Source organism: Hyphomicrobium methylovorum, assembly GCF_013626205.1.
In the GTDB taxonomy this organism is placed as follows: domain Bacteria; phylum Pseudomonadota; class Alphaproteobacteria; order Rhizobiales; family Hyphomicrobiaceae; genus Hyphomicrobium_B; species Hyphomicrobium_B methylovorum.
Map to the genome: position 1 here is coordinate 2,888,165 of NZ_QHJE01000001.1, position 18,612 is coordinate 2,906,776.

The following is an 18,612-nucleotide window of genomic DNA, read 5'->3' on the forward strand; positions in this document are numbered from 1 at the left end:
TTCAGGCGCCCATTAATTTCGGCAGCCAGGATTCGTGCGCGGTGCGGAGTTCGGAGAGCGGCAGGGCTGTTTCGCCTTTGATGCTCAGCGCGTTTCCGGATACGCGGCCGACGATGCGAGCCGGCAGTTCCAACAAGCGGGCGCGTTCCAGAACTTCTTCCGCTTTCTGCGGACTGACTTCGACGACGTATCGGCCCTGGTCTTCGCCGAACCAGATGGCGTGTGCTGGCAGCTTGCCTTCGTAGGGATAGAGTTCAACGCCGAGGCCGGACGCTTCGCGCGTTAAACCATGATCGCCGCCTGCGAGCGCCATTTCGGCGATGGCGACGAGGAGGCCGCCGTCCGAACAATCGTGTACGGCGGAGACGCGGCCTTCGCGAATTAAGCTGCGGATGAGACGACCCGCTTTGATTTCCGATTGCAGATCGACGGGCGGCGGAGCGCCCTCGAACTTGCCGGTGGCGTGCTGCTGGTAAAGCGACTGGCCGAGATGGCCTTCCTCGCGGCCGATGACGATAAGCATGTCGCCTTCGGTCTTCAGGCGAATGTCGGCGAGTTTCGTTGCGTCCGGGATCAGACCGACGCCGCCGATTGCGGGCGTGGGTGGAATGCCAACGCCATTCGTCTCGTTGTAAAGCGAGACGTTGCCGGAAACGACGGGGTAGTCGAGCGCTTTGCACGCTTCGCCCATGCCGCGCACGCTCGCCACGAACTGCCCCATGATTTCAGGACGCTCGGGATTGGCGAAGTTCATGTTGTCGGTGATCGCGAGCGGATCAGCGCCGACGGCGGTGAGATTGCGCCAGGTTTCGACGACGGCCTGCTTCGTGCCTTCCTCGGGATCGGCGGTGACGTATCTCGGCGTCACATCGCACGCGACGGCGATGGCTTTCGACGTGCCGTGCACGCGCACGACGCCAGCGTCTCCGCCCGGCCGGCCGACGGTGTCGCCCATGACCATGTGATCGTACTGTTCCCAGATCCAGCGGCGCGACGCGAGGTGCGAACCGGACATGAGCGTCTTGAGGGTGCCGAGTACGGCGTTCGGTGCGGGCACCCATTCGGGCAGAATTTTCGCGAGCTTCTTTGGCTCTTCATACGGTCGCGTGTATTGCGGCGCGGAGTTCGCGAGCACTGGCACCGGAAGGTCGGCTTCGACATTGCCCTTGTGCATGATGACCATGCGGCCGGTGTCCGTCGTCTTGCCGATGACGGCGAAGTCGAGCCCCCATTTCGCGAAGATCGCCTTTGCGTCAGCTTCGCGCTCGGGCTTCAGGATCATCAACATGCGTTCCTGGCTTTCCGAGAGCATCATCTCGTAGGCGGTCATGTTGGTTTCGCGCTGGGGTACGTAATCGAGATTGAGCTCGATGCCGACGCCGCCCTTGTCCGCCATTTCGGACGTCGAAGAGGTGAGGCCCGCGGCGCCCATGTCCTGAATGGCGATGATCGAGTCCGTTGCCATCAATTCGAGGCACGCTTCAATCAGCAGTTTTTCGGTGAAGGGGTCACCGACCTGAACGGTTGGGCGTTTTTCGTCGCTTTTCTCGTCGAACTCGGCGGAGGCCATCGTTGCGCCGTGGATGCCGTCGCGGCCGGTTTTAGAGCCAACGTAGACGACAGGCAGGCCAACGCCCTTTGCGGCCGAGTAGAAAATCTTGTCCTTCTTCGCAAGGCCAACGCACATGGCGTTGACGAGGATATTGTTGTTGTAACCCTCGTCGAAGTTTGTTTCGCCGCCGATCGTCGGAACGCCGGTGCAGTTGCCGTAGTGGGCAATGCCCGCAACGACGCCGTTGACGAGATGGCGCGTTTTTGCGTGATCGGGAGCGCCGAAGCGCAGCGCATTCAAGTTTGCGACGGGGCGAGCGCCCATCGTGAAGACGTCGCGCATGATGCCGCCGACGCCGGTCGCGGCACCCTGAAACGGTTCGATGTACGAGGGGTGGTTGTGGCTTTCCATTTTGAAGATGACGGCATCATCGCCGCCGAGATCGACGACGCCAGCGTTCTCGCCAGGGCCCTGGATGACCTTCGCGCCGGAGGTCGGCAAAGTCTTCAGCCAGACGCGAGACGATTTGTAGGAGCAGTGTTCGCTCCACATGACGGAGAAGATGCCGAGTTCGCAGATCGACGGCGTGCGGCCGAGGATCTCGAGAAGGCGCTGATATTCGTCGGGCTTCAGGCCGTGCTCGGCCACCATTTCGGGAGTGATTGTTTTCGTCGTCTCAGCGGCCATCGGGCACTCACGTAAGCGAATCTGTGTGGGGAGGTCTCGTGGTCGCTTTATAGCGGTTTGTTGTGCGCTGGCGACTCGCGTTGCGCGAGGCTCTTTGCCCCCGGTGCGACCCAACTGGAGGCGGGCGCCTAACATACTCGCTTGAGCTGCGGATGACGTGTCCTACCCGTTTGGGCTGTGACCGTTCCGCGCTGCACAGCTCGCATTACCGCATTGCAACAATTTGGGATTTTACTGGCGGGTCATGCGCTTATCTTGGTGATCAGCGTTGGCGTCATGCCCAGACAATTGTGCGCGGGCTTGAACTCAACGTTCTTGAATGTGGAGATCCCTCCAATGAGGAATTTCGCGAAACTCGCTTCCGTAGCGCTTTTCTCTGGTTTGGCCATGCTCTCAGGAGCTGCAGGAGTTTCGGCGGGTGAGCCGGCTGCCTATCATGTCAAACCGCTCAAGGGTGTCAGCTTCACCGTCGGTTCAAAGCGTGCGGTCGGCTATTACGCCGCGACAGATGGTGCCTGCCGCTTGACCTTGATGCTGTCGGACGCCTACGCCGGTGACGGAACTCCAGCAACGGCACCTGTCCGGGTCAACCTGACGGTTGGTTCGGGTGCAACCGGTAGCGTCGACGCCGTGGATGGATCGGTGATCTTCCAGTGTGCGCCCGGCGCGACCAACATGACGGTGAAGGTTGCTCAGCGCGTCGCCTACAATGCGGCTGCTGCGAAGTAACCGCTAACGAATTCGGCGCTTCCAAGTCCACGCTTGCAAGTTGTTCGAATTGGGGGAGGGAGCGAAAGCTCTCTCCCCTTTTTTATGCGCGTTGACGTTTTGGATCGTCAACGCGCTTTAACGTTTTGGCTTTCACCAGCGATGGGGGATGGCCGGTGTGGAATTTGCTCTCGCGTACAGGAAGTTTGACCGCAAGCGCGGAGCGGATGCCATCGCGATGAGGTCGCGCATCCTCGCGGACAGGCGCAGATGCAAGTTTTTCAATCGCATAAGCTTGACGGAGTCGAGCGCACCTAAGCGCTCCTCCCGCTCAATCGCTTCGCGAATGGCGGTGGCACGTGCAAGCAAAGTGGAAAAATAGGGAAGCATAGGAACCTCCAGTCGGAATGGAGGGCGTGTCCGGCGAAAAAAGAATAGCACCGGGCGTGCCCGATGCGGTCCGACATCGCAGCGCCGTCATTGGCTCTGCCAGAGGGGCCCGGCCCCGCAATCCATTAGGATTTAGGTGCGCTTCCACGTTCGACAAGAGGCCGGAAGCGCTGCCCCTGAAAGATCACAATTGCGGACGGAAACGGCGCCAGGATCAGGCGGCTTCGAGCGTCGAAAGCAGGATGCTTTCGAATATGCGCCGTCCGTCGGTGCCGCCGAGCGCAGCTTCGTAGAGCCGTTCGGGATGGGGCATCATTCCGAGGATGCGGCCCGTCTCGTCCGTGATGCCGGCGATGTTGCGCTGGGCGCCGTTCGGTGAGGCCGCTGCATCCGTTGAGCCTGCCGCATCCGAATAGCGGAATGCGACGCGGCCTTCGCCTTCGAGACGGTCCAGCGTATCGGTATCGGCGAAGTAGTTGCCTTCGCCGTGGGCGATCGGAATGCGGATCACTTCGCCCTTGCGATAGCATTTGGTGAAGAACGATTGATCGTTCTCGACCTTCAGAAATACATCGCGGCAGATGAAGTGGAGGGATGCGTTGCGGAGCAGTGCGCCCGGAAGCAAGCCTGTCTCGCAGAGGATCTGGAAGCCATTGCAGATGCCGATCACCGGCGTACCGGTTTTCGCCTTGGCGACGACGTCGCGCATGATCGGGGAGTGGGCCGCCATCGCGCCGCAACGCAGGTAGTCGCCGAAGGAAAAGCCGCCGGGCAGCACGATGACGTCAGAGGAGGGAACGCTGGCGTCGCCGTGCCAGACCATCTTCGGCGAATAGCCCGTCACCCGCTCAAGCGCGGTCTTGACGTCGCGATCGCAATTGGACCCTGGAAAGACGATGACGGACGCGCGCAGCATCTCAATTCTCCGATAGACGATGTAGGACCATTACGGGCGTATTCAGTGCGTGTCCAGAACGCGACTGACGCGGCGTCAGGGTGATGGCGAAAGCGGCGAGCGGTCTCGTCTTTCGCGCTCGACGACGGCTCTCGACTCGTTGGTTAGCCGCGAATCTTCTGTTTTCATTTCCGCCATCAAAGCGGCGAAGACGCTCGAGTCGCCAAATCCGCATCCTTTGCTTTCAGCCGTCCATACGCCCGTCACCTGCTTGCGTGACGTACGCATCACGACGGATGGGTGCGCGGGATGATCCGGCCGAGTGAAGGCGATGCTGACCCGCCACGTGTCGGGAGCGGACAGCGTGACGACATCGAACCGGTCTTGTGATGCTTGCTGGATGCCTGGAAGCGCGCTGACCTGGGCCCTGATTCCTTCAAAGCCCGCAGCGCAGTCGATCGTCGGCGGTGAAGACGCGGGATCTGCTGAAGCCGGCGCGGCGAGGAAAAGGGCGATGCCCGCTGCCATCATCCACGGCCGTGTGCGCATCAGGGCGCGATCTCGTAGCTGTAGTTTTCGATGACCATATTGGCGAGCAGGTCTTTGCACATCCGCTCGACAACGTCCTTGGCCTTAGCCGGATCGGTTTCGCCGAGGTCGACTTCGATGTACTTGCCCTGCCGGACATCACCTACGCCCGAGATGCCGAGGCCGCGGATCGCGCCTTCGATCGCTTTACCCTGCGGGTCGAGGACGCCGTTCTTAAGCGTGATCTTGATGTGGGCTTTCATGATGGTGCGATGTGGTCCTGTGGTGTCTCTCCCCGCTGGGCTGCGGGGAGAGCAAGAGTTATCTCAGTTCGGCTTGCCGTTCACCGGTCCCGTATCGGGATTCGATGCAACAAGCACGGGGCCTGAACCACGCGGACGCGGCGTCTCCGTCAGGACGCCGAGGCGGCGGGCGACTTCCTGGTAGGCTTCGAGAACGCCACCGAGGTCCCGCCGGAACCGGTCCTTGTCGAGCTTGTCACCCGACTGGGCGTCCCAGAGGCGGCAGCAGTCCGGGCTGATCTCGTCAGCCAGGACAATGCGCACCTGATCGTTGTCGTAGTAGCGGCCAAACTCGACCTTGAAGTCGACGAGGCGGATGCCGATGCCGAGGAAGAGGCCGACGAGGAAGTCGTTCACGCGCAGCGCGAGCTGCATGATCTCGTCGATTTCCTGCGGGGTCGCCCAACCGAACGCGGTGATGTGCTCTTCCGAGACCATCGGATCGTTCAGCTCGTCCTTCTTGTAGTAGAATTCCACGATCGAGCGCGGGAGCTGTGCGCCTTCCTCGAGGCCGAGGCGCGTGGACAGCGAGCCAGCCGCGACGTTGCGCACGACGACTTCGAGAGGAATGATCTCCACTTCACGGATCAACTGCTCACGCATGTTGAGGCGTTTGATGAAGTGAGTCGGAACGCCGATCTCGCCGAGCTTGACGAAGATGTATTCCGAGATGCGATTGTTCAGCACGCCTTTGCCTTCGATCAATGCATGCTTCTTTGCATTGAACGCGGTGGCGTCATCTTTGAAATGTTGGATGAGGGTACCCGGCTCTGGACCCTCATAGAGGACCTTTGCCTTGCCCTCGTAGATGCGCCGACGCTTGTTCATTCCGGGACCTCTGAGGATCAAAAGCTTGCTCTCACTCATACGTAGGTGGACTCTCTATTCGAGCAGGTGCTCGTACGCTGACGCCTTGATTCTACAAATTCTTTTGTGCTTGGCAGGAAAGGAGCCGCGCGCCTTTTCGCGCTCGAAAGCCTGGTCCGGACACTAGCCGAACGCGGGTGGCGACACAATGTAGACCATGAGCCGCAGCGGCGTTCGGGGAGCGTTTGAGCCAAACCTTTGATTTATCTTGGAGCCTCTCGTTAACCCGGTTTCAAGACGTCTCAGAAATGCTCATGCAACACGCTCCTGGCGTGCGTCTTTGTTGCTTGCACGCAGAAGTAGTGGTCCGGCAGACAGTCCGGGACCTTCAGGGAGACACTTCGAGATGACGACGTTCGACCAACGCGAGCAGGGATTTGAGAAAAAGTTCGCTCTCGATTCCGAGTTGAAGTTCAGAGCCGAGAGCCGTCGCAACAAAGCCGTTGCGGAGTGGGCCGGCGCAAAGCTCGGTTTAAGCGGCGATGAACTCGACGGATACATCCGTGCTGTTCGCAAGGCGGATCTGGAAGAAGCTGGCGACGACGACGTGTTCCGCAAAGTGAAGGGTGACTTCGCTGCGAAGGGCATGGCGATCGACGATGCGGAAATCCGCAAGGTGATGGCCGAGGCGCTGGCGAAAGCAGTCGTCGAGATCGAAAACTCAAAGAGCTGACGATATTGGGCGGCGCGGGCAACCGGGCCGCCCATCATTTTGTGCAGCGCGTTTGGGCTGACGATCGCTTTCCGTTCGCGTGCAGTGTGCGGCGCTCAGCCGAGTCGGCTCAGGAACTGCCCGAACTGCAGCAGGCCGTCGGGCCACGGCCCATGACCGGACGCGATATTGATGTGTCCGCTTTCGCCTGCATCGATCAGGGTTGCGCCCCACTGCTTTGCGAGAAGCTCGGCACGCGCATAGCTGCAATAGAGATCGTTGTTGGCAACGACCAGATGCGCCGGAAAGGGAAGACGCCGGTCCGGCATTTTGTCGAAGCCGCCTGTGCCTTTGTCGGGCGGCCAGCGACGGCCACCGGTGTCGGGCCAGAATGTTGCGTAGTCCAAATCCGCTGGCGCGACGAGGAAGGCGCCGATGACGCCGTTTCGTTTTAACTTGTCGGCAGCATAGACCACGGCCGGTACGCCGACGGAATGCGCGACGACCACGACGGGCTGCGTTGCGCCTCCGGCAAATTTTGCCATGCGGTCGCCCCAGGCGCTCACTTCCGGATTGTCCCAATCCTCCTGGATGACGCGGCGCGCGGTCCTGAGGTTTCGTTCCCACCTGGTTTGCCAGTGGTCGTCCCCGGAATTCTGCCAGCCGGGAACAATCAGAATATCGACTTCAGAGCTTTTCATCACAGATGTGCTTAGCGGAGGTGTCGCGGCTAGGGAAGGCGACAGAGGTGGCGCGCATCATCTCAATGCAGGCTTTTGGTCGATGCTCCGGTGCGGCGCGGCAACAAAATGTGCCCGATAACTCCGGAACCGGGCGAGCATGCGGACGTTGCCGAGGGGAATGAGTGCAAGATCAAGGAGACGCCCCCCATGAAAATCGAAAATCTGGAAGACCTTTTCAATCATACGCTTGAAGACATCTATTACGCCGAGGGCAAGCTGGTGAAGGCACTGCCGAAGATGGCGAAAGCGTCGGATTCCGCTGCCCTTGCGGAGGCCTTTATGGGGCATCTGGAAGAGACCAAAGAACACGTCGTCCGGCTCGAAGAGGTGTTCAAAGCGCTCGGGCGTAAGCCGAAAGGCACGGAGTGCCCCGCCATCAAGGGTATCCTTGAAGAGGGCGAGGAACTGATGTCGGAAATCAAAGATGCCGACACGCGTGACGCGGCGATGATCGCAGCCGGGCAAGCCGCTGAGCACTACGAGATTACCCGTTACGGCACGCTCGTTTCTTGGGCGAAGCTGCTGGGCCACAAGGATGCTGCTGCTATCCTCGAGAAGACACTCAAGGAAGAGTATGCGGCGGACGACAAGCTGACGAAGCTTGCCGAAGGGCGGCTCAACAAGGAAGCCGCGTAGCGGTTCGACGCGACACAGCATTTCTCTACGCTGTTCAGAAACGCCTTCCTTCGGGGAGGCGTTTTTCATTCGTCGGTAGGCTGACTTTCCACGCGATCGACCGTAGGTTTCCCCGGGTCGTCTCCCGTCGCGGAGGTGTGAGTTGGTGCGAGCCGCTGCCAAATCTCTTTTGGTCGTGTGTGGGGTGTTTGCATTCACCCTAGCGGCTGTTCCGCGTCCAGCACTCGCTCAGTTGTCCGATCCCGTTGAAACGGAAGACGCGGAACGATTTTGTCCGCTGGTATCGAAAGAGTTGGCCGCCAAGGCTGGCGAAGCCGTCAAACGGATGATTCACTGCGACGTCGCCTGCAAAGGATGCGGATGCAAAGGCGGTCCCGGATACCGAAGTCTCGCAACGAAGAAATGTGTCGGCTGGAAAGACATCGTTTCGGTTTGCGGGCCGCCGCCGCATCAAGGGTGCAGCAGAGAATGCGAGCCCGTTGCGCCGGGATGTTCCGGGCGCGCGTGGGTAAAGAAGTTGGCGGCGACGCTCGGGCTTGCTGCGCCGCTTTTTCTTCCGGGTGAGGAAAGGCGCAAGGACGAAGAGCCGAAACGTCCGGTTACTCTGATGGCTCCGGCGGATGCTGGCGCGGATGAGACTGAGCCTGAAAAGCCGATACCGGTCGAGGCCAGTCCGCAGGCGTGCGGTGCAAAACGCTTTTGCCGCGAGATGTCGAGTTGCGAGGAGGCAAAACACTATCTCAACGACTGCGGGCTCACGCAGCTCGATGGCGATGGAGACGGCGTGCCCTGCAATAAGCTTTGCCGGCACCGTTGAGAGAACGGAGCCGGCAATCGCATGAGACGGTCAGGTTGCGCTTCGCGCGCGTTCCGTCAGGCTGTGCCGAAAACGCGACGGAATATCGTGTCGACGTGGGCGGTGTGATAATCGAGGTCAAACATGGCGGCCAGTTTGTCCGGTGGAACCTTGGCCGTCACATCCTTGTCGGCGGTGAGTTCGGCCAGGAAGTCCTTGCCTTGCTCCCACGTCTTCATCGCGTTGCGCTGCACCAGAGCATACGCGTCCTCGCGGCTGACGCCTGCCTGCGTGAGCGCCAGAAGTACGCGCTGGGAATTGTGCAGGCCGCCCAGGCGGTCGAGATTCTTCTTCATCGTCTCGGGATAGACGACCAGCTTCTCGATTACGCCTGCGAGGCGAACGAGGGCGAAGTCGAGAGTGACGGTCGCGTCAGGGCCGATCATGCGCTCGACGCTTGAGTGTGAGATGTCGCGTTCATGCCAGAGCGCGACGTTTTCCATGGCCGGAATCGCATAGGCGCGGACCATGCGGGCAAGGCCGGTCAAGTTTTCAGAAAGCACCGGGTTGCGCTTGTGAGGCATGGCGGACGAGCCCTTCTGCCCCGGCGAGAAGTACTCTTCGGCTTCCAGCACTTCCGTACGCTGTAAGTGCCGGATCTCGACGGCGAGCCGCTCAACGCTGGAAGCCACGACGCCGAGGGTGGCGAAGTACATCGCGTGGCGGTCGCGGGGGATGACCTGCGTGGAAACAGGTTCCGGCGTCAGGCCGAGTTGTTCGGCGACGTAGGTTTCGATCCGCGGGTCGATGTTCGCGAAGGTGCCGATGGCGCCGGAGATGGCGCAGGTGGCGACTTCCTTACGGGCCTCCATCAGACGGTGCCGGGCGCGCTCGAATTCGGCGTAGGCGTAGGCGAGCTTAATGCCGAACGTTGTCGGCTCGGCATGGATGCCGTGGCTGCGTCCGATGGTGATCGTATTCTTGTGTTCGAAGGCGCGGGTCTTGAGTGCAGCCAGAAGTCGATCGACGTCGGCAATCAGGATATCGACGGCGCGCATAAGCTGCACGTTCAAGCAGGTGTCGAGAACGTCCGACGACGTCATGCCTTGGTGTACGAAACGGGCATCAGATCCGATAAATTCGGCAAGGTGCGTCAAAAAGGCAATTACGTCGTGTTTGGTGACGGCTTCGATTTCGTCAATTCGCGCAACGTCGAAATTGGCGGCTGATCCCTTTTCCCAGATCGTTTTCGCCGCACTTTCCGGAATTAGCCCGATTTGCGCACACGCAGTTGCAGCATGAGCTTCAATTTCAAACCAGATACGAAAGCGTGTTTGCGGTTCCCAAATGCGGGTCATTTCTTGGCGCGAGTAACGTGGAATCATAAGCTAAATCCTTGATGCAACGACGGGATGCGTAGCAGAGCGCGAATGGCGCAGCAATCAATCGAGGCGCTATTTCCGCGAACGTCTTTGCCTGAAGGTCGCTTCGAATAGAGGCCGGGGCTGCTAACGATCTGAAACAATTCGTGAAGCAGAGGCGCAAGTCATCGTCGAGCTTCAGCCATGAAGCGAGCCGCTAGATACGAGCGTTGCCTGTGGAGAGCGGAATTTCTGTTCAGATTATATTCACAGCGTCAAAGACACACTCAGCGAAATCGTTGATGTTGGGCTTAACAGCCCATTCTATTCAAACATCGGCGACCATACATTTACGGGGTAATGAGTCGAAAGGTTTGACGAGAGGTAAGGCGTCGCCTTTCGAAAAATGAAAGCGGGAGACTAGAAGGATATGGCACAACAGATGGGCAGCGGTGAATTCGCCGAATTGGTCCACCAGATGGAACAGTCAGACGACGATCCGCGCCAATGCTACGCACTCGTGAAAAAGAGGATCACTGAGTTTCGTCGTTCTGGTAAGGCCGTTCCGGATGAGCTTTCGAGGCTCGAACGGCGCTTTTTGACGGAATGCATGTCGGCGTCCCAGGGACGTTAACTTCAGCCGCCTCACCGGCGGGATCGATTTCAGCACCGGCATTGCGCCGGCGTATATATGGACCGCGCATTGGGATGTGCGATCCACCCATCCCTTGATTTCAAAGCCAGCGCTTTTTTCGATTTTCGCGCGGCGTTCTCTACCCGACTTTTTGTTCACTTTTGCTTTGCCGCGTTCGCGCGAAAGCGGATCCGCGTCCGCTATCGGAATGCGAGATCGACCCCGCGGCGCATCGTCGGCTTAGATGATGTTATGTGTGCCGTCGCAGAACGGTTCGTCGTCCGTCGCTTTGCAGCCGCAGATGTTAAACGTGCCGTTGTGGTCGACGGTGAACTGCATGGGCTGAAAGCTGGTGCCCTCATGCGACCCATCGCAAAAGGGCTGCGTCTTCGACCGTCCGCAACGGCAGTACCAGTATTCCTCGCCCTGGACCAATTCGACCTGATACGGCCCGGTCTGCGCGACGACCGCCTCATCTTCCGACATGTCAATCCTCCTGCCCAGTCTCCCGCATGTCCGAGAGGCCGGGTGCCCGACTTTCCGTTCTGGCTATCGGGTTTGGAGGAACGGGGCAAGGCGACAACCTGGATTTGGGTGTATGGGATCCCAAGCGGCCCGAGGCAATTTTGGGAACCCCCGGATGGATTTAGCTGCGTTGTAGACATCTGGGGGCGGCTGAGCGAAGCTTCGCGCCGCGCCGGAGGCTGCAAGGGGGGAACCAAGCGGACTCGGGGTTTGTCGATTTTGCGCGGCTTGGCACCGATAGGTCGGAGAGGCTAGCCGCGCTGGGGACCAGGGGATCCATCGCTGATGCGCCAGCTCTTTCGGAAGAAGCCTGTAGGTTACGACGACTCCGACTTCGGACTGCGGCGCTGCCTCAGTGCGTTCGATCTCACTCTTCTCGGTGTCGGGGCCATCATCGGTACCGGCATTTTTGTTTTAACGGGACACGCGGCCGCGGTGCAGTCTGGGCCGGGTGTGGTTCTCTCGTTCATGGTGGCCGGGCTCGCGTGTGCTTTCGCTGCGCTGTCCTATGCGGAGCTCGCTTCCAGTGTCGGCGGTTGCGGCAGCGCCTACGGTTACAGCTACGCGGCGTTCGGCGAGTTGCTCGCCTGGATTATCGCGTGGGATCTCATCCTTGAATACGGTGTCTCGGTCGCCGCGGTCGCGAACGGCTGGTCCGGGTATTTGAACAACGGCCTGGAGGCGATAGGCTTCGGGCTGCCTGAGCCTCTAACGCGCGGACCTACGGCGCTGGCCTGGAATGGGTATCTTGGCGGCGCGCTCGAATGGTTCGGATTCGATCCGCACGCTGATGCAATTCAGAAAGCCGGGATGGGCGGTATCATCAACCTCCCCGCATTCCTCATCATCATCGCTCTGATGGTTCTTCTGATTATCGGCGTGAAAGAGAGTGCGCGGATCAACGCGGCGGCGGTTGCGATCAAGCTCGTGGCAATCACGATTTTCATTGCGGTGGCGGTGTTCAACGTCAATCCGGAGAACTGGTCGCCCTTCCTGCCGTTCGGCTGGTTCAGTCATGACGTAGACGGCAAGCCGATTGGTGTGCTCGCCGGGGCGTCGATCGTCTTCTTCGCGTATGTCGGGTTCGATGCGGTGTCGACCGCAGTAGAAGAAGCGCACGATCCTCAACGCAGCGTCCCGAGAGGCATCATTGCGGCGCTCGTGTTCTGCACGGTCATCTATGTGATCGTGTCGGCCTTGATGACGGGCATCGTGCCTTACACCGTTCTCAATGTGCCTTCGCCAGCATCTGAATCCCTTCTTCGCATCGGCCACAGCACGGCTGCGGGGCTCGTTGCGGCTGGTGTTATTGCCGGTCTCTCGACGGTGATGCTCGTTCTCTATTATGCGCTGACACGCATCATCGTCGGCGTGTCGCGCGATGGGCTGCTGCCGTCGTTCTTCACCGTCGTCCATCCGAAAACGCAGACACCCGTCCGGACGACCGTTATCACCGGTCTCGTCATGGCAACGATGGCCGGGTTCATTCCGCTCGGTATTCTGGCGGAACTGGTCAACATCGGCACGCTCGCGGCGTTCGTGATGGTGTGCGCGGGTGTGATCGTTCTGCGGTCGACCCATCCCGACATGCCGCGGCCGTTCAAGACGCCAGGAGGCATTCTCCTGCCGATTTGCGGCGTGATCTCATGCGGGGCATTGATACTGTTCCTGCCGTACGAAACACATCTGCGCTTCCTTGGCTGGCTCGCGGTCGGACTGGTGATCTACTTCGTTTATTCGATCCGCAACAGCAAGCTGGCCACCGCCTAACGGCGAGGTGGCGGGCCGGCTAATCGAAAAGCCGCTTCGCTGCTTCATGTGGCGACAGCGTACCTGACAGAACCGCGTCGGCGAGGGGATCGAGACCGCTCGGTCCGCCGACCTTGATGCGTTCGGCGACAATGTCGGAAGCAGCGCGCGCGATCAGGTAGCGGGCGCGTCTACGGCGGCGGCTGACCGGATCGGCGGCGTGGACGCGCGTGCCGATGTCGGCGAGTGTCTTCAGGAGTTCGGGAACGCCGTCACCGTTGAGAGCGCTCGTTTTCAGAACCGGCACTTTCTCTGCCATCGTCGCGCGGATCGACAGAGCGCCCGCGAGTTGATGCATCGTTTGATCGGCGCCGGGCCGATCCCCTTTATTGACGACGATGACGTCGGCAATTTCGAGCAATCCGGATTTCATCGCCTGAATGTCGTCACCGAGACCTGGCGCGGCGATGACGACGCGGATATCGGCAACTTCGGCGACGTCGATCTCATTCTGGCCGGTGCCGACGGTTTCCAGAAGGATGACGTCGAAACCTGCGCCGTCCATCGCATCGATGATGCGGACAGCGGCGGGCGACAGGCCACCGAGATATCCGCGCGAGGCGAGCGAGCGGACGAACACGCCATCGTCGTCGAGTGCCGCCGTCATGCGAATGCGGTCGCCAAGTATTGCGCCACCGGAGATGGGGCTCGACGGATCGACTGCGATGACGCCGACGGTTTTTCCGTCCTTGCGCATCTCGGCGATGATGGCGTTGACGAGAGTCGACTTGCCAGCCCCTGGGGGGCCGGTGAAGCCCAGCACAAGCGAATGGCCGAGGTGAGGATTGAGCGCCTTGAGAAGCGCGGGAGCGGAATCGGACAGGCGCTCGAGTTCCGTGATGACGCTTGCGATAGCGCGGCGTTCGCCCGCTCGCATGCGTTCGATCGTGTTGGGAACGTCGCCGTTTGGGATGCGCCCAACCGGGGGGCGGATGTCTCTCGTCGTGTCGGTCATAAGCGCTGATAAGGGCCGTGTGACTAATAAGCAATGGTCGTGCGCGGACCATGCGCCGCTCTTTGTTTAATTGTGTATAGCGTGAGCATCACACTTTTGGCGTGTGGCCGCATGCCTCAAGCTCGAACTCGTGTTGAGAGTTGGGGCGGGGGATCGCATGTTGAGTGAAAGCTCCAGCGGGAAGATGGGGCATTATCGGCCGGACATTGATGGGCTGCGCGCGCTCGCGGTTCTCGGCGTCGTCGCCTATCATTTCGGCATCGGCGGGATCTCTGGGGGCTACGGTGGCGTCGACGTCTTCTTCGTGATTTCCGGATTTCTGATTGCTGGGCTTATCAAGGTTGAACTCGAACACGGTACGTTTTCTATCGCGAATTTTTACGTTCGGCGTATGCGCAGAATTCTCCCGGCGCTCGTCGTGTGCATGCTGGCGACTACTATTGTCGCGTCGCTCATCCTGTTTCCCTCCGATTTTGAAGTCTTCGGCAAAAGCTTGGCCCGCGTGGCTACTGCAACGTCCAATATCTTCTTTGGTCGCAAGGCGGGTGATTACTTCGGCGACGTTGCCGCCGATAATCCGGTGCTGCATACGTGGTCGCTCAGCGTCGAGGAACAGTTCTACGCGGGCTTGCCCCTGCTGCTTTTGCTTGTATTCAGATTTCGTCGGGCATCCATTTTGCCGTTGCTATGGGTGATTGCTTTGGCATCGCTTGCCTACAGCGTGCGCGGCGTTGCCCTCTTTCCTGAGAAGGCTTTCTTTTCGACGGCGGGCCGTGTCTGGGAGTTGCTGGTGGGCGTGCTTCTCGCGTTCGGCGCGGTGCCTGTCATACGTCGTCATGCCGCGCGTGAAGCGGCTGCGTTTATCGGGCTCGCACTGATCGCATCATGCTATTTCTTTTATACTTCGGAAACTTCCTTTCCCGGGTTGGCCGCGCTGCCATTCTGCCTTGGTGCGGGGCTTATCATTCACTCGGGAAGCGCTGAGACGCCGACGATGGTTGGGCGGGTGCTGTCATCTCGATTGGCGGTGGGCATCGGGCTCATTTCATATTCCGTCTACCTCTGGCACTGGCCGCTGATTGTTTTCGCTCGCTACAGGTTTCCGCTGGAATTTGCCGCGGACGCACCATCGCGCCTCGGGTTGGCGTTGTTTCTGGTCGTGCTGAGCTTGGTTCTTGGCTATCTTTCCTGGCTGTTCATTGAGCAGCCCTTCCGGCGCAAGCGCTCCAGATCGTCACCGGTCTTCGCGCACCGGCCGCAGCTTACGGTGTTTGCGGCTTCCGCCCTCGCAGTTCTTCTCTTGTCTGGTACGGCGCGCGCAGTGGTGGCTTGGCCAAAAGCCTTTCAACAATGGTCTCCAGCGGCTGAGCAGATGGCGATGGTTGAGAAGCGATGGGCCAAAGCAGCCGATATTGCCCGGCCGGTCGATACCGAGAACGGGCGTGCGAGCCGCTTGCATGAGGTGGGCCGCGCAACGACACCGCCGGACACTATTTTTTGGGGCGATAGCCATATGCTGGCAATGCTTCCTGGTATTGCGCGCTATGCGGAAGAAACTGGTCGGCGCGTTCTTGTGGCGCCGCATCCCGCATGTGGACCTCTTATGGGCGTTACGTATTACATTGCCGTCGCCAAGACATGCCGTGAGATCAATGACGCATCGCTGATTGCGGCATCGGCTCCGAACGTCAAGCGCGTGGTACTTGGAGCGCGTTGGGCCTCTATCGCTGAGTTTGTCCGCCAGGATGAGGACGGCGAAATTTTCTATGGTCGTGGCCGTGGCGACGGCCGCGCGTTTGCGATCGCGTTAGAGCGAACCGTCCGGCAACTTGCGGACCTTGGGCGCGAGGTCGTGATTTTCGGTCCGGTTCCCGAGCAGAGTTTCAACGTAATGTCGGCGTACGCGCGGCATCTTGCTTGGGGCCAACCTTTACCGAAGCCAGTGACGCGCAAAATGTTCCTCGAGCATGAGCGCAGCATTCTTCCATTGCTGGCCCGGTTGGACGAGATCGAGAACGTGCGCGTGATCTATCCGCATGAGAGGTTTTGCGATGGTGACGTCTGCAAGTACATGAAAGGCGATGAGGTTATGTACTTCGATGACAACCATATCAATGCCGTTGGCGCGGTCCAATTGAACGACATGTATGCAGAAGTGTTCAAGGAATCGGGAACGCGAGACATCGCGACGGGCAGCACGAAGCGACTGACCGCTGATTGAGCGTTGGTCCTTTGCGTTAGAACTCGGCGAGGACTTTTTGTTCGCTGGCGTTGCTCTGGGGTTGTGCGTGAGCGATGAGGGCGGGCAGGATTTCCTCGGCGGTATTGACCACGGTGTAGTGGACGTCGAGCCCTTCGCGAATGAAGGTATCAGACTTCATGCACGCGAGCAGTTTCAGGAATGGATCCCAGAAGCCGTCGATATTCGCGATCACGATCGGCTTGGTGTGGCGGCCAAGCTGAGACCATGTCAGCTGTTCGACGAGTTCTTCGAGCGTGCCGACGCCACCCGGCAGAGCGACGAAGGCGTCCGACCGGTCGAACATGAGCTGCTTTCGCGCATGCATGTTCTCAACGACAATCAGCTCGTCGATATCCTTCAGCATCTTTTCGCGCGCGCCGAGAAATTCTGGGATGATGCCGCTGACTTTGCCTCCAGCGCCGAGCGCTGCGCGCGCGACTTCGCCCATCAGGCCAAGGCTGCCGCCGCCGTAAATCAGGCGGATGCCATTGTCGGCGAGGGACTTTCCGAGTTTGCGTGCCGCGATCGCGTAGCTGGGCTTCAGACCTTTGCCGGAGCCGCAGTAAACGCAGACGCCTTGAATGAGGGAAGCGGAGGGCGTGCCGGAGACGCTTTCAGCGCTTGCCGGTGACTTGATCAATTCGTTCATTCGTAATCCATTATCGAAACATCAGACATATTATGTAGGCAGAGCCCGTGACACTACCAAGGCGTGCTCAATCTCAGGATGTGCTTCGTCGGCGGTGGCCTTAACGGCGCGCTGTAAAAGCGAGGCTTTTCGGCCATACCTTCGGGAGAGCCGTTCCTGCGGCCGTTGGCCGTCTCATGCAGTTGTGCTTAGCTTGGCGCAATCGGTGGGCGTTGTCATGAAATCTAGTCAAGCTGCTGTTTTCGCGGAAAGGCGCGTCTCTGCTGCTCTACGCAGAGTGGGCCTTGCGGGGCTTGTTGCGACGCTTGGCGTTCTGACTCCGGTTCAACTCGATACGGTTATCCTCAGCGGATGGAAGGCTGCAGAGCAACGCGCGGCGCTTGGGGTTGAAGGGCGGCTCACGTCGGCTCGCGATTATCTTCCTGGGACGGTTTTCGAAACCGGCGCCGCAACGGCTGCCGTCACGTCCGCCAGCGCCGATACGCCGACACCCGCTGCGGCTGGCGATCGCCCGGATGCGTCAGCGTTGGCGCGGCCGCAACCGGCCGATCCGGCGCCCAGTAATCTCGGATTCATGGAGCGGGTTCAGGATTGGCTGGCGCGCGCGAACCGAGAGTTTCAGTCGACTGTCGTGCCGCGGCTTTCCATTCCATCTGAGAGCGGCCGTTCGCCTAGGGAGATTACCCAGAAGATCGATCAATTGCAGGATCTCGACGGGGACATTGCCGCTTCGATACGTAGAGCTGAAGACGCGTTGAAAACGGTCGAAGCCAAGCGTGAGGAAGAGGCACGCAAGCGAGAAGCGGCCCGGGCCGAAGCGGAAAAGGCAAAGGCCTTAGCGGATGAGCAGCGGGCAGAAGCCGTGCGGCAAGAGAAAGAGCACGCCAAGGCGCAAGAAGAACGCGACGCCCAGTTGGCGAAGGCAGAAGCTGATGCGCTCGCACGAGAAACCGAACGCATGAAGGCTGATGTCGAGACAGCGCTGCGCGAAGCACAGGATCGCGAAGCGAAGACCAAAGAGGCGGAAGCGTCCACGTCCAGAACTGCGGAAGATACCACCCAACTTGCGGACGACCTACGCAAGGAGCGCGAGCGGATCGAAGCGGAAGCGGCGCGGATCGAACGCGAGCGTGTCGCGGCCGCGGAGAAGCGGAAGGCCGATGAAGCTCGGGCGCGGGAGGATGAGCGCGTGCGTGCGGCAGCGAAGCTGGCAGAAGAGAAAGCCCGTGCCGCGACGCTGGAAAATGAGAAGAATACCGATTTGTCGGTCGAGCTGAAGAGCGAGCCGCTACCGGCTGACGAGATACGGTCTGTTCGGGAGGACGTCGCGCCGGCTCCCGCCCGGGCATCTCGCGTCAGCTACCGCATGGCGCGGGGAACTGCGGTCAAGCGCTGGGCTTGGCGCTCGGGACGGTATCGTGCGGTCTGTCGGCATGCCGGGCGCAAAATCAGGTTGCCGGGTCGCTACGTTGTCCGGCGCGGCGATACCCTGTGGGCCATCTCGCGGCGGCACTATAAGGACGGGCGGCGGTATATGCGGATCTTTCGTGCGAACCGGTCGATCCTTCGCAGCCCGCACCGCGTCTATCCGTGCCAGAAGCTGTTTTTGCCGCGGCGAACCTAACGCCAAGCGACGGTCTGCGCGCCAAGCTCAATGGACTTTAGAAGCGGCTGCTCTTAT

17 protein-coding genes are annotated in these 18,612 nt (G+C 60.1%); 7 read left to right on the forward strand and 10 right to left on the reverse strand.

Annotation, left to right across the window (positions count from 1 at the left end; genetic code table 11):
• Position 1: 1 nt before the first annotated feature.
• Complete coding sequence (gene purL, locus DLM45_RS13870) at positions 2–2,239, reverse strand: phosphoribosylformylglycinamidine synthase subunit PurL (RefSeq protein ID WP_181337666.1); 2,238 nt, start codon at positions 2,237–2,239, stop codon at positions 2–4.
• A gap of 336 nt (positions 2,240–2,575) precedes the next feature.
• On the opposite strand from purL, the gene DLM45_RS13875 reads away from it, so the two are divergent.
• Entirely contained in the window at positions 2,576–2,968 is a 393-nt protein-coding gene (locus tag DLM45_RS13875) for a hypothetical protein (protein WP_181337667.1), read from the forward strand.
• A gap of 583 nt (positions 2,969–3,551) precedes the next feature.
• Here DLM45_RS13875 and purQ read toward each other — a convergent pair.
• The 4 genes from purQ to purC all read right to left on the reverse strand — a co-directional run bounded on the left by purQ (position 3,552) and on the right by purC (position 5,890).
• A complete protein-coding gene (purQ, locus tag DLM45_RS13880; RefSeq protein WP_281365429.1) occupies positions 3,552–4,253 on the reverse strand; it encodes a phosphoribosylformylglycinamidine synthase subunit PurQ in 702 nt (233 codons plus the stop codon).
• Positions 4,254–4,328: 75 nt separating this feature from the next.
• The gene (locus tag DLM45_RS13885) at positions 4,329–4,781 is read right to left on the reverse strand and encodes a hypothetical protein (protein ID WP_246317396.1); all 453 of its coding nucleotides are present in this window, start codon (positions 4,779–4,781) and stop codon (positions 4,329–4,331) included.
• On the reverse strand, positions 4,781–5,023 hold the full coding sequence (purS, locus tag DLM45_RS13890; RefSeq protein ID WP_181337668.1) for a phosphoribosylformylglycinamidine synthase subunit PurS: 243 nt from the start codon (positions 5,021–5,023) through the stop codon (positions 4,781–4,783). Before purS ends, DLM45_RS13885 begins: the two co-directional genes overlap by 1 nt.
• A gap of 63 nt (positions 5,024–5,086) precedes the next feature.
• Positions 5,087–5,890, reverse strand: a complete 804-nt coding sequence (purC, locus tag DLM45_RS13895) for a phosphoribosylaminoimidazolesuccinocarboxamide synthase (protein WP_181337669.1) — start codon at positions 5,888–5,890, stop codon at positions 5,087–5,089.
• A 385-nt stretch (positions 5,891–6,275) separates the two neighbouring features.
• Here purC and DLM45_RS13900 point away from each other — a divergent pair, with 385 nt between their 5' ends.
• Positions 6,276–6,602, forward strand: coding sequence for a DUF1476 domain-containing protein (locus tag DLM45_RS13900; protein WP_181337670.1), 327 nt, complete (start codon positions 6,276–6,278; stop codon positions 6,600–6,602).
• 95 nt (positions 6,603–6,697) lie between these two features.
• Here the strand turns inward: DLM45_RS13900 and DLM45_RS13905 are convergent, their stop codons facing one another.
• Positions 6,698–7,282, reverse strand: a complete 585-nt coding sequence (locus tag DLM45_RS13905; protein ID WP_181337671.1) for an RBBP9/YdeN family alpha/beta hydrolase — start codon at positions 7,280–7,282, stop codon at positions 6,698–6,700.
• A 189-nt stretch (positions 7,283–7,471) separates the two neighbouring features.
• On the opposite strand from DLM45_RS13905, the gene DLM45_RS13910 reads away from it, so the two are divergent.
• The gene (locus DLM45_RS13910) at positions 7,472–7,960 is read left to right on the forward strand and encodes a YciE/YciF ferroxidase family protein (RefSeq protein WP_181337672.1); all 489 of its coding nucleotides are present in this window, start codon (positions 7,472–7,474) and stop codon (positions 7,958–7,960) included.
• A gap of 145 nt (positions 7,961–8,105) precedes the next feature.
• Positions 8,106–8,777, forward strand: a complete 672-nt coding sequence (locus DLM45_RS16695) for an excalibur calcium-binding domain-containing protein (RefSeq protein WP_210269847.1) — start codon at positions 8,106–8,108, stop codon at positions 8,775–8,777.
• 56 nt (positions 8,778–8,833) lie between these two features.
• On the opposite strand, the gene purB is transcribed toward DLM45_RS16695, so the two are convergent.
• Positions 8,834–10,141 carry an adenylosuccinate lyase gene (gene purB, locus DLM45_RS13920; protein ID WP_181337673.1) on the reverse strand — a complete coding sequence of 436 codons (1,308 nt, stop codon included), beginning with the start codon at positions 10,139–10,141 and terminating at the stop codon, positions 8,834–8,836.
• A gap of 850 nt (positions 10,142–10,991) precedes the next feature.
• A complete protein-coding gene (locus DLM45_RS13925) occupies positions 10,992–11,237 on the reverse strand; it encodes a CDGSH iron-sulfur domain-containing protein (protein WP_181337674.1) in 246 nt (81 codons plus the stop codon).
• A gap of 324 nt (positions 11,238–11,561) precedes the next feature.
• Here DLM45_RS13925 and DLM45_RS13930 point away from each other — a divergent pair, with 324 nt between their 5' ends.
• A complete protein-coding gene (locus tag DLM45_RS13930; RefSeq protein WP_181337675.1) occupies positions 11,562–13,046 on the forward strand; it encodes an amino acid permease in 1,485 nt (494 codons plus the stop codon).
• Positions 13,047–13,065: 19 nt separating this feature from the next.
• On the opposite strand, the gene meaB is transcribed toward DLM45_RS13930, so the two are convergent.
• Positions 13,066–14,040, reverse strand: a complete 975-nt coding sequence (meaB, locus tag DLM45_RS13935; RefSeq protein ID WP_181337676.1) for a methylmalonyl Co-A mutase-associated GTPase MeaB — start codon at positions 14,038–14,040, stop codon at positions 13,066–13,068.
• A 157-nt stretch (positions 14,041–14,197) separates the two neighbouring features.
• Here meaB and DLM45_RS13940 point away from each other — a divergent pair, with 157 nt between their 5' ends.
• Positions 14,198–16,261: an acyltransferase family protein gene (locus tag DLM45_RS13940; RefSeq protein ID WP_181337677.1), complete on the forward strand. Its 2,064-nt coding sequence runs from the start codon at positions 14,198–14,200 to the stop codon at positions 16,259–16,261.
• A 16-nt stretch (positions 16,262–16,277) separates the two neighbouring features.
• Here the strand turns inward: DLM45_RS13940 and DLM45_RS13945 are convergent, their stop codons facing one another.
• The gene (locus DLM45_RS13945; protein ID WP_181337678.1) at positions 16,278–16,931 is read right to left on the reverse strand and encodes an LOG family protein; all 654 of its coding nucleotides are present in this window, start codon (positions 16,929–16,931) and stop codon (positions 16,278–16,280) included.
• Between the two features lie 217 nt (positions 16,932–17,148).
• Between DLM45_RS13945 and DLM45_RS13950 the strand changes: the two genes are divergently transcribed.
• A complete protein-coding gene (locus DLM45_RS13950; RefSeq protein ID WP_181337679.1) occupies positions 17,149–18,555 on the forward strand; it encodes a LysM peptidoglycan-binding domain-containing protein in 1,407 nt (468 codons plus the stop codon).
• Positions 18,556–18,612 lie beyond the last annotated feature (57 nt).

Excerpts from the sequence above, each read along its gene's own strand:
- meaB (WP_181337676.1), bottom strand. The coding sequence starts at position 14,040 with ATGACCGACACGACGAGAGACATCCGCCCCCCGGTTGGGCGCATCCCA.
- purQ (WP_281365429.1), bottom strand. The coding sequence starts at position 4,253 with ATGCTGCGCGCGTCCGTCATCGTCTTTCCAGGGTCCAATTGCGATCGC.
- DLM45_RS13945 (WP_181337678.1), bottom strand. The coding sequence starts at position 16,931 with ATGAACGAATTGATCAAGTCACCGGCAAGCGCTGAAAGCGTCTCCGGC.
- DLM45_RS13885 (WP_246317396.1), bottom strand. The coding sequence starts at position 4,781 with ATGCGCACACGGCCGTGGATGATGGCAGCGGGCATCGCCCTTTTCCTC.
- DLM45_RS13930 (WP_181337675.1), top strand. The coding sequence starts at position 11,562 with ATGCGCCAGCTCTTTCGGAAGAAGCCTGTAGGTTACGACGACTCCGAC.
- DLM45_RS13900 (WP_181337670.1), top strand. The coding sequence starts at position 6,276 with ATGACGACGTTCGACCAACGCGAGCAGGGATTTGAGAAAAAGTTCGCT.
- DLM45_RS13875 (WP_181337667.1), top strand. The coding sequence starts at position 2,576 with ATGAGGAATTTCGCGAAACTCGCTTCCGTAGCGCTTTTCTCTGGTTTG.
- purC (WP_181337669.1), bottom strand. The coding sequence starts at position 5,890 with ATGAACAAGCGTCGGCGCATCTACGAGGGCAAGGCAAAGGTCCTCTAT.
- DLM45_RS13925 (WP_181337674.1), bottom strand. The coding sequence starts at position 11,237 with ATGTCGGAAGATGAGGCGGTCGTCGCGCAGACCGGGCCGTATCAGGTC.
- purL (WP_181337666.1), bottom strand. The coding sequence starts at position 2,239 with ATGGCCGCTGAGACGACGAAAACAATCACTCCCGAAATGGTGGCCGAG.
- DLM45_RS13905 (WP_181337671.1), bottom strand. The coding sequence starts at position 7,282 with ATGAAAAGCTCTGAAGTCGATATTCTGATTGTTCCCGGCTGGCAGAAT.
- DLM45_RS13910 (WP_181337672.1), top strand. The coding sequence starts at position 7,472 with ATGAAAATCGAAAATCTGGAAGACCTTTTCAATCATACGCTTGAAGAC.
- DLM45_RS13950 (WP_181337679.1), top strand. The coding sequence starts at position 17,149 with ATGAAATCTAGTCAAGCTGCTGTTTTCGCGGAAAGGCGCGTCTCTGCT.
- DLM45_RS13940 (WP_181337677.1), top strand. The coding sequence starts at position 14,198 with ATGTTGAGTGAAAGCTCCAGCGGGAAGATGGGGCATTATCGGCCGGAC.
- purB (WP_181337673.1), bottom strand. The coding sequence starts at position 10,141 with ATGATTCCACGTTACTCGCGCCAAGAAATGACCCGCATTTGGGAACCG.
- purS (WP_181337668.1), bottom strand. The coding sequence starts at position 5,023 with ATGAAAGCCCACATCAAGATCACGCTTAAGAACGGCGTCCTCGACCCG.